Genomic DNA, 9044 nt, shown 5'->3' on the forward strand with positions numbered 1-9044 from the left:
AGTCCACGCTACTGTATACCGACTCCGAAACTGCACTAAAAAGACTTGTCATGCTGAGGCACGAAGCATCTTATCCCGGTGGAATGAACTGAAGGCGTGAGAAGGTGCTTCGTGCCTCAGCATGACAACCAAATGGGGCGCTGCTGCATATTGCAATATTGATGCGCAATGCTACCAGCGCAGCGACCACGATGCCCCTGTAAAAGGACCATAGGTATATGGCGCAAACTTGCCCTGCCGGTACCAAGGCTGACGCTTGGGCGGGGGCGCCATGCCGGTGCCCTGCGTGGCGGGGTCCAGGGGCGGCTCTACGCGGGTGCGGCCGTTGCGCACGGCCAGCTTGGCAAAGGCATAGCCCAGGGCAATGCCCACGGGGTAGTCGCTGGCCCAGTGCACACCATTGTTGAGCATGGAATAGCCCAGCAGACCCATCAGTGAGTAGCCCAGGGGACGAATGAAGCGGTATTCGGAGTAGTTGTCGGCAATTACCGTGACGGTGGCCATGGCCGTGGCCAGGTGGCCGGTGGGAAAGGCATCGTACTTCGGTACGGAGCTCTGGTAGCGGCTGAAGGAAGGGAAGGGGTGCCACTCGCCCCGGTCTTTGGTCGACACGAACGGGCTTTGGCGACCCGTGCTGCGCTTGAGGGCCTGCACCACCAGCCCCGTGCTGAGAATGGCTTCGCCGAGCTGGCTGGCGGTTTGCAGGGCGCGGTTGTCTTTCTTGAGGCCGCCGTAAACCCAGAAGCCGGTGGCTACGCTCAGGTGGGTCCAGCCATCGCCGATGTAGTAGAACGTGCTGTTCAGGTTGTCGGGCACGTTGAACTCGAAGGGCAGGTTGACGGAGCCCACACGGAAGGGGATGTAGACCAGCGTGGTTTGAGTGCTTTTGGCGCTGAGGCCCATGGTGCGCCCCAAGTCCTGCGCCCATTCCAGCAGGGGCTGGTCGATGGCCCACAGGGCCACGGAACTCACGGCGAGGCCAATGAAAGTGCTGGTGTTTTCTTTGCGAAACGCATAGCCAGGAAACTGGCCCAGGTCGCGCGGAACGTGCAGCAGCCAGCGGAAGGGGCGGGGCTTGGCGTAGTGCCAGGTCACACCCGGAGCCACGGTGTAGGTAGAAATGCGGCCCTGCGCATCACGGGGGTGCATCAGCGAAGTGTCGGCCAGGGCAACAGAGGCCTTTGGGGCCAGCCGCGCTGGTCGGGCAGTGTCCGCCGCGGAAGCATCGGCTGGGCTGGCTGCTAAAACCGTAGAGTCGGGCCCACCGGCGGGCAGGGGCAGCAGGGAGGTAGCAAAGCTGGTCGGAATAAGTAGCAGGTTAAAAAACAGCGCAACAAACAGCTGCCTGGCGCAGCAAGGGTAATTGAAACTCACGAAAAAAGTAATGATAAAAACTGCGTTGCTACCCCGGATAAAAAAGGGGGTAGCAAGTAATGAAACCAAGTTGATGGCGAGCCCGAGCCCACAGAATAACCAACAAAGTTAACATTCATAGAATGCAGAATTAATCTTGAACAGGCCTCATTTGCGCTGAAGTCTGCCTGCCCGGAATGTTGGACGAGCGGTGTATCTTTCAGCGAGTCGGTACCGTCAGGGCCGGTGTGTCCATTGCCTTCGCTTATGCAACCAGAAGTTTCCCAGCCCGTCACCGCTGCACCAGCCGCCGTCAATCCATTTCAAGCCCGGTTTGAGGCCTTGCGCCAGCACGCGCCCGTTCTGCGCCGCGAGGAAGTAGGGGGGCGCCGCGCCCGCCTGCAAAAGCTGTACAACTGGTTGCACGCCAACCGCCGTGCCATTCACGAGGCCCTGAACGCCGATTTCCGCAAGCCGGCCGCTGAGACGGACATGACCGAAATCTGGACCTCGCTCGTGGAGCTGAAGCACACCATGAAGCACCTGAAGCAGTGGATGGCGCCAAGGCCCGTGGGCACGTCCATGGCGCTGCTGGGCACCCGCTCCTGGGTGCAGATAGAACCCAAGGGCGTGGTGCTGATTATCTCGCCCTGGAACTACCCGCTCTACCTGGCTGTGGGTCCCCTGATATCAGCCATCGCGGCCGGCAACGCCGTGCTCATCAAGCCCGCCGAGCAAACGCCCGCCACCTCGGCCCTGCTCGAGCGCATGTGCCAGGAACTGTACCGGCCCGAGGAAGTGACACTGGTGCAGGGCGACAAAGAAGTAGCCACCGACCTGCTCAAGCTGCCCTGGGACCATATTTTCTTCACCGGCAGCCCCGAGGTAGGCAAGATTGTGATGCGCGCGGCCGCCCAGCACCTGAGCGGCCTTACCCTGGAGCTGGGCGGCAAGAACCCCGCCGTGGTCGACGATACGGCCAATCTGCGCGATGCCGCCGAGAAAATTGTGTGGGGGAAATTTCTCAACAACGGTCAGACCTGCGTGGCACCCGACTACCTGCTGGTGCAGGAAAGCGTGCAGCCCGAGTTGCTGCGTGAGTTGAGCGCCGCTATTCAGCGGGCATACAACCCCAATGGGGAGGGTATTCAGCATTCCGAGTCTCTGGCCCGCATCGTAAACCAGCATCATTTTTCCCGCCTGGCGGGCCTGCTCGAAGACGCCCAGACCCGCGGCGCCACCGTCGTGGCTGGCGGCACTGTCGATGCTTCGCAGAACTACATCGAGCCCACGCTGCTAACCAATGTGCCGGCCGGAGCGCGCATTCTGGAAGAGGAAATTTTTGGGCCGCTGCTGCCCGTGCTCACCTTCAAGACGCTGAGCGAAACCACTGAATACGTAAATGCCCGCCTCAAGCCGCTGGCCCAGTACGTCTTTACCAACAGCACCGAAAACCGCCGCTACCTACTAGCCAATATCTCGGCCGGCGGCGCGGGCATCAACGAAACGGTGCTGCACTTTGCCCACCCCGAACTACCCACTGGCGGCGTTGGCAACAGTGGCCTTGGTAAGGCTCACGGGCACTCAGGCTTTCTGGCCTTCAGCAACGAAAAGGGCGTGATGCGTCAGCGCGTGGGCTTCACCGGCATCAAAGCCATGTATCCTCCCTACACGCCCAAGGTGCGCAAGCTGATTGAGCTGCTGGTGAAGTATCTATAGTTTGGCGGGTTACCTATGGGGCGGCAGGAGCATTAGTAGTCGAACCCATTTTTCTACAATGCGCCTGCTTTTACTGGGAATATTTGCGCTGCCATTAACTTCTTGTGAGGACTCGCAATGGGTCTATTTTGCGCAGCCGTTTCCGGCCTCGGTTCCCAATGTTAAGGTGTTTCCGGCACGGCATCGGGGCTGGTATTTCATGCCTGCCGACTCAACTAGGCGTGTGCTTATCACGCCTACCATTATTTGGTCGGAAACAATGTGGTCGTTTGGAACGACCATGCAGATACTGGATTCGTTGAAATTGGGTGGGGCAGGCGAAAAGCTCGGCACCTGGCACCCACAGCAGGACGGCGGACCCGTGCGGTTGCGACCCGGCCAAGCCGATACATTGTGGCTGGACAAGTGGACCCGCGACACGGTGTGTGCCCTCACGCCGGATTTTAAAGGCCAGGTGCGGTGGTACAGGGGCGCGTACTACATCAGCAAACCCGGTGCTGACGAGCACTGGAACGTGGAGCGCCTGCTACTCGACGGCCGCCACATGAGTTGGCAGCGCTTGGGCAACGACACCCTGCGCATTGTGGTGCTGCCCGGGGGCGTGCTGCGCCGCGTGAGTTCGGAGGGCAATGCGCGCTGGCTGCTGATGCCTAAAAACCGTCAGCAAGAGCAGCAAATAGCCCGCTATGCCGGACTATGGGCCCCTTTGCGGGAAATGGTGCGGCAATAACGTTGGTGTCTATTGCCGGCGCTGCTGCATCTCAGCAGCCATCTTCCCCTGTTTGGCCTGGAGCTCTTTAAACTTGGTGGGGCCCAGCACTACCTGGAGCTCTTTCTGGGAACTGATGTTGATGCGCTTCAGCTCCGCCATCAGCTGAGGCGATTTTGGCTCGTACTTCGCTTTGGCCGCATTGGCCTGCTCCACGGTGCCGTTCAATATGTTGCGAACCTTTATGGTCTGGTCGGGCGTGAGCTGGAGCTCAGTGGTCATGACGTCGGCCAGGTCGCGAGCGGCCGTTTTGGGCGTGGGCGAGTCCTCGTTACGCACGGTTTCTACTACAGGCGTTTTGGCGCGGGGGCGAAACAAAGAGCAGCTGGAGGTAAGCAACAGGCCTGCGGCAAGGACCAAATGAGGTCTGAAATAGGAAAAGCGAAGCATAGCGAAAAAGCTTCAAATGGAAGCATGCGACTGCATACGCAAACTGGGGTCACCAAGGCGAAGGTTTCCCTGCGAGAAACGAATTTACCGCTTGGGTCGCCAGGCTTTGTCAGAGCCAGAAGTCCCTCCAATTGTGATGTAACCCACCCGCCAGTAGTTGCGAGCCCTGGGCCAGCGGCCCAGGGCTCGCAACCAATTTATGAGCTAAATATGCCTAGGCCGTGGCCATCCGCTGCTTTTCAACTGGCCGGCTGGCCTTCATGCCCTGGGCCGTGAAGTGCGCCAGCGCCATGATGGTGAGCATGGGGTTGACACCGCTGCACGCCGGAAACGCCGAGCCGTCGGCCACGAATAGGTTCTGCACCTCCACGGTTTCGCCGTTGTTTTTGAGCGGGTGCGTGGCCGCGTCGCCGCCCATGCGGCAGGTGCTCATCTGGTGGGCGCTGTAGAGGCCGAAGTGGTTGGGCTTCCAGCTGAGGTGCGGGAGCTTGTCGAGCACCTCCGGGTTTTGCAGGGTGCCATTTTGGGCGTGCAGGGTAGGCAGCGTACCGTGGGGCAAATACACGACGGTGGCGCCGGCCGCCACGTGAATTTGAGCCGCGGCGCGCATGCCCTCCAGCATGTTGGCCCGGTCGAAGTCCGACAGCGTGTAATCTATCAGCGGCGCGCCGTGCTTGTCGAGGGTGACGCGGCCGCCGTCGCGGTCGCGGGTGAGCACTATGAACGAGCCCAAGTGGTTGGCATCACGCAGCAACTCGTGGTGCTGCTTGCCCGAGAGCCAGGGCAGCACCATGCTTAGCAGGCCGGGGTGAGTGGGCGGTGTTTCGAGCTTGGCGCCGAAGTTGGTGCCGTGCAGCATGGTGTACGTATCGTTCACCACGCTCATGCTGGGCCCGTGCCAGGAGTTCATGGCGTGGGGGTAGCGGGCGCCCACCACCACGGTGGGGTGCAGGTGCAGGTGCCGACCCAGGTGCGGGTGCTTCAGGCCGGAGCGCAGAAGCAGGGCCGGTGTCTGGATGGCGCCGCCGGCCACCACCACGCGCCGGGCCCGCACGCTGATGTGCACCAGGCGGCCGTCTTCGGTGGTGTGCACAGCTTCGGCGCCGGTGGCGCGGCCGTTGGCTATGGTCACGCGGCCCACCTTGGTATCGGCCAGAATGCGGGCGCCGTGTTCGAAGGCCGTCTGCAAATACGTGTTCAGGGTGCCCTGCTTGATGCCGTGGGCGTCGCCGAGGGTAGTGTAGCCAAGGGCGCGGAAGTGCGTATCGGAGTCGGTTAGGCCTTTCTCGTTGCGCGGAATCAACTTCACCTCCTGGCCCAGCTTGGTCGACCCGTCCCACAAAGCCTGGTTCTGGCCGTTGTGGCGGGTATAGTTGGTGTTCACGCCGATGGTTCGGGCCACAGCGTTAAGGCTTTCCTTGAATTCGAGGGTGGTAAACTGGGGTGCGTCGTGCTCGCGGGCCCATTCCTGTAGCACGTAGTCGGGCGTGCGAAATGAGCCGGCCCAGTTCACGGTGGTGCCGCCGCCCAGGCAGGAGCCCGCCAGGATGCCGATGCTGCCGTCCTGGGTCGAGAGCGCGCCTTTAGCGTCGTAGAGTTTGCCGAGCATGTCTACTTCGCGCTGCGTGAAGTCGCAGCCGTGGCAGTAGGGGCCTTTTTCAACCACCAGCACGTCGTAGCCAGCCTGGGCCAACTCGCCGGCCACCACGCCGCCGCCCGCGCCACTGCCAATGACCAGCACGTCGCACTCGTACTCGCTGTTTTGGCTCGGGTGCAGGGTTTTGATGGGTTTGGGCGTGTCCACGGGTTTTTCGTCGGGACCGGGGTAGCCGAGGCGGCCCCAGACGGTTGGCACATTGGGCATGCTGCCGCCGTAGTACAGCAGTGTGCACAGCTTGCGCACCGCCTGGAAGCCCTTGCGCAGTTGCGGCACATTGGAGGTTGCCCAGCTTTGCAGCAGCAACTCGCGCTGCTCCGGGTCCAGCTTGCGGAAGGGCTTTAATGGCCCAAACCACGTAAGGCCCAGAATTGGCTTCTCCATGAGGTCGAGCAGCTTGCCGAATTCGGCCTGCGCGCCCAGCGGCTGCTCCCGAATGGCCGCTTCGAGTTTCTCCAGGTTCACCCCCTGCGAACCTGCCGGGCTGCCATCGGGCAGGGGCGGAATAATGGCGTCGGCAAGAGCGTGAAGGACAGCGGAACGGGCTGGGGTGAGCGAGAACATAATGCGGGAATTTTAATGGCTAAAAGGTAGCAATTTTTCCGCTAAGTGTTAGGCGTGCCGAGTAGTTTTGGGAATATATGTAAGGTGTTTAGAACAAGAAAAATAGAACGTCATGCTGAGCTTGCCGAGGCATGACGTTCCTTCTGTGGTGCTTTCACTTTTAAATGGAAGCAAATCTATCTGCGACCTTTGTCCCCGATACTGCTTGTTCCGTCATTGCTCTCGCCCTATGCCTGCGCTCGTTAAAACCCCCGAAACCACCCACCACGTCTACTTTCAGGACTGCGACATGCTGGGCCACCTCAACAACGCCCGTTACCTCGACTACTTCCTCAACGCCCGCGAAGACCATACCACGGCCCACTACGCCCTAAACATGGGCGAGCTGGCCCGCGAGCAAAAAGCCGCCTGGGTTATCACCAAGCACCACATCAGCTACCTCAAGCCGGCGCGACAGGGCGCGCGGGTGCGCATCAGCAGCCAGCTTATTCACTTCGACAACTCCAGCCTAGTGCTGGAAATGCAGATGCGCGACGAATCGGGCGCGCGGCTGCTGGCACTGATGTGGTCGGAAATGGCCTACGTGACGATGCCCGCTGGCACCCGCACCGACCACGCCAATGCCATGATGGACCTCCTCGACGAGCTGGATGTGGAAGGCGTGGACTACGACCCCGATGGCTTTGACGAGCGAGTAAAAGAGGTGCGCCAGCAGCTGAAGAAGCAGCGCCGGGCCGCCGGCTCCGACGAGTAAGCGGCAACAAAATGCTGACCAACTGGCCTACCGGTTCAGCGAATGAATGGCGAAGTACAAGCCCGCACTGAGCAAGGCCGCTACCGGCAGCGTGAGCAGCCACGACAAGCCAATCTTGGCAATTTCTTTGGAATTGGCGGTTTTGTTCACCAAACCGATGCCATAGATGCTGCCCACCGACACGTGGGTGGTGGACACGGGCAAGCCGAACTTGCTAGCCGCAATCACGAGCAGGCTGGTGACCAGGTTGGCCGTGAAGCCCTGGCCGTGGTTGAGCCTGGAGATTTTCTTGCTCATGGTGTCGGCCACGCGGCGGGCGTTGAGCAAGCCGCCAATGGCCATGGCCAAGGCGAGAATAAGGACATTGACAGGCATCTGGAAAAACCGACACACCAGCAGCAGGCCCACCAGCTTGGGCGTGTCGTTGAGGCCGCGGGCGAAGCTCACGGCGGCCGCACTTACGTAGTGCAGGTTGTTGATGAGCGGCTGGAAGTTGAGGCCAATGAATTTGCCTTGGTAGAGGTTTTGGCACTCGGCTTGGGTGCTGAGGCCGGCCTGCAGTGTGGGCAGTGCCGTGAAGGAGCTGGAAGCAACAGAAGCGACGGGCACCCATGTATTGCCCACGCATACGCAGGATTCCTCGCTGATGCCCGCGGCTTTACGGCCCTGCCGGAACACCACGTAAACCAGACTGCCGAGCACCACGGCCAGCACCGGGCCCAAAATCAGGGGCAGGAAAAAGGTGGTGCCCAGCTTGGCAAAGTTCACGGCGGTGCCCACTGCCACCAGGCCAGCGCCCACCAGCGCGCCTACCAGCCCGTGCGTGGTAGAAATGGGAAACCCCAGCTTGGTGGCCAGCAGCACCGTGACCCCGGCCGCCAGCGCCACGGCCAAAATAAAGTCAGCCGACTGAATGATTTCATCGGGCACCAGCCCTTTGCCCGAGAAGTTCTTAATCAGCTCCTCGGCGAAAAAGTAGGAACAGATAGAGCCGGTGAATGTGGCTGCCGTAGCCAAAACCAGGGCGGGCCGGTAGGCTAGCGTGCCGCTGCCCCAGAGCGTGGCCACGCCCTTGAAGTTGTCGTTGGCCCCGTTGGAGTAGGTGAGCAGCAGAACGGCCAGAAAGAGGAGAATCAGGAGCATACAGGCAACAGCTAAGGGAAAGAAAGCCCCACGCTGAGCATCAGCGTGGGGCTTTGCAATTCAACTTACGGCTTTTCTTCTTCGGTTGGTTTGGCGGAAGCTGGACGGGGCGACTAGCGCTGCGTCCAGGTATTGTCCTTCTCATTGGCGTCCATGAATACGCCTTGCTGAAGGGCGACGGACCTAGCGGCTTTGGGCAGCGTGATGGTGGCTTGCTTCTGGTTGGCTTGCCACACGGCCGGCGACTGGTGCAGGGTGACTTTGGTGCCGTCGGTGTATTCTACCGCAACATCGAAAGGGATGGCGAAGCCGCCAATGTTCTGCACGGTAACGGTGGTGCCAGTGACGGGCGCCACGGCCAGGTCGATGTAGTTGTTCGTGAAAAACCAGTTGTTGAAAAACCAGTTCAGGTTTTGCCCGGAGGTGGTATTGAAGGAGTTGAAATAGTCCCATGGAATGGGGTGCTTGCCGTGCCAGTCGGCCATGAAGGCGTGCAGGCATTTCTTGAACATCGCATCGCCGAGCATGTCCTTCAGGGCAAAGTAGCTGAGGGAGGGCTTGCCGTAGGCGTTGTTGCCGTAGCCGGCGCGCAGCTCGCTGCTGGGCGTGATGATGGGCTGAGGTGGTTTAGGAATGCCGGACAGAAGAAGGACGTATATTTCTTCTGTTATGACAGCTAAAAAGAGCGGGTCGTC

General features: G+C 60.6%; 7 protein-coding genes and 1 pseudogene. 3 read left to right on the top strand and 5 right to left on the bottom strand.

From position 1 onward, the window contains the following. Nucleotides 1-171: 171 nt before the first annotated feature. Entirely contained in the window at nucleotides 172-1374 is a 1203-nt protein-coding gene (locus tag ACP7AJ_RS20985) for a phosphatase PAP2 family protein (protein WP_426062184.1), read from the bottom strand. 246 nt (nucleotides 1375-1620) lie between these two features. Here ACP7AJ_RS20985 and ACP7AJ_RS20990 point away from each other — a divergent pair, with 246 nt between their 5' ends. Further along, nucleotides 1621-3072: an aldehyde dehydrogenase family protein gene (locus ACP7AJ_RS20990; RefSeq protein WP_426062185.1), complete on the top strand. Its 1452-nt coding sequence runs from the start codon at nucleotides 1621-1623 to the stop codon at nucleotides 3070-3072. Between the two features lie 199 nt (nucleotides 3073-3271). Further along, nucleotides 3272-3802, top strand: a complete 531-nt coding sequence (locus tag ACP7AJ_RS20995) for a hypothetical protein (protein WP_426062186.1) — start codon at nucleotides 3272-3274, stop codon at nucleotides 3800-3802. A 9-nt stretch (nucleotides 3803-3811) separates the two neighbouring features. On the opposite strand, the gene ACP7AJ_RS21000 is transcribed toward ACP7AJ_RS20995, so the two are convergent. Both ACP7AJ_RS21000 and ACP7AJ_RS21005 read right to left on the bottom strand, forming a co-directional pair. Next, nucleotides 3812-4231 carry a hypothetical protein gene (locus tag ACP7AJ_RS21000; RefSeq protein WP_426062187.1) on the bottom strand — a complete coding sequence of 140 codons (420 nt, stop codon included), beginning with the start codon at nucleotides 4229-4231 and terminating at the stop codon, nucleotides 3812-3814. A gap of 214 nt (nucleotides 4232-4445) precedes the next feature. Next, entirely contained in the window at nucleotides 4446-6452 is a 2007-nt protein-coding gene (locus tag ACP7AJ_RS21005; protein ID WP_426062188.1) for an FAD-dependent oxidoreductase, read from the bottom strand. A 229-nt stretch (nucleotides 6453-6681) separates the two neighbouring features. Between ACP7AJ_RS21005 and ACP7AJ_RS21010 the strand changes: the two genes are divergently transcribed. After that, nucleotides 6682-7206: an acyl-CoA thioesterase gene (locus ACP7AJ_RS21010; protein ID WP_426062189.1), complete on the top strand. Its 525-nt coding sequence runs from the start codon at nucleotides 6682-6684 to the stop codon at nucleotides 7204-7206. 27 nt (nucleotides 7207-7233) lie between these two features. Here ACP7AJ_RS21010 and ACP7AJ_RS21015 read toward each other — a convergent pair whose 3' ends face one another. Then, on the bottom strand, nucleotides 7234-8349 hold the full coding sequence (locus ACP7AJ_RS21015) for an anion permease (protein WP_426062190.1): 1116 nt from the start codon (nucleotides 8347-8349) through the stop codon (nucleotides 7234-7236). 113 nt (nucleotides 8350-8462) lie between these two features. Then, nucleotides 8463-9044, bottom strand: a pseudogene (locus tag ACP7AJ_RS21020) (hypothetical protein); the annotation flags it as partial.

The sequence above is a fragment of the Hymenobacter sp. B1770 genome, assembly GCF_049896385.1.
Classification (GTDB): domain Bacteria; phylum Bacteroidota; class Bacteroidia; order Cytophagales; family Hymenobacteraceae; genus Hymenobacter.

What these genes read in the sequence shown, in the direction of transcription:
- ACP7AJ_RS21010 (WP_426062189.1), top strand. Translation starts at nt 6,682, where the DNA reads ATGCCTGCGCTCGTTAAAACCCCCGAAACCACCCACCACGTCTACTTT.
- ACP7AJ_RS20995 (WP_426062186.1), top strand. Translation starts at nt 3,272, where the DNA reads ATGCCTGCCGACTCAACTAGGCGTGTGCTTATCACGCCTACCATTATT.
- ACP7AJ_RS21015 (WP_426062190.1), bottom strand. Translation starts at nt 8,349, where the DNA reads ATGCTCCTGATTCTCCTCTTTCTGGCCGTTCTGCTGCTCACCTACTCC.
- ACP7AJ_RS20990 (WP_426062185.1), top strand. Translation starts at nt 1,621, where the DNA reads ATGCAACCAGAAGTTTCCCAGCCCGTCACCGCTGCACCAGCCGCCGTC.
- ACP7AJ_RS21005 (WP_426062188.1), bottom strand. Translation starts at nt 6,452, where the DNA reads ATGTTCTCGCTCACCCCAGCCCGTTCCGCTGTCCTTCACGCTCTTGCC.
- ACP7AJ_RS21000 (WP_426062187.1), bottom strand. Translation starts at nt 4,231, where the DNA reads ATGCTTCGCTTTTCCTATTTCAGACCTCATTTGGTCCTTGCCGCAGGC.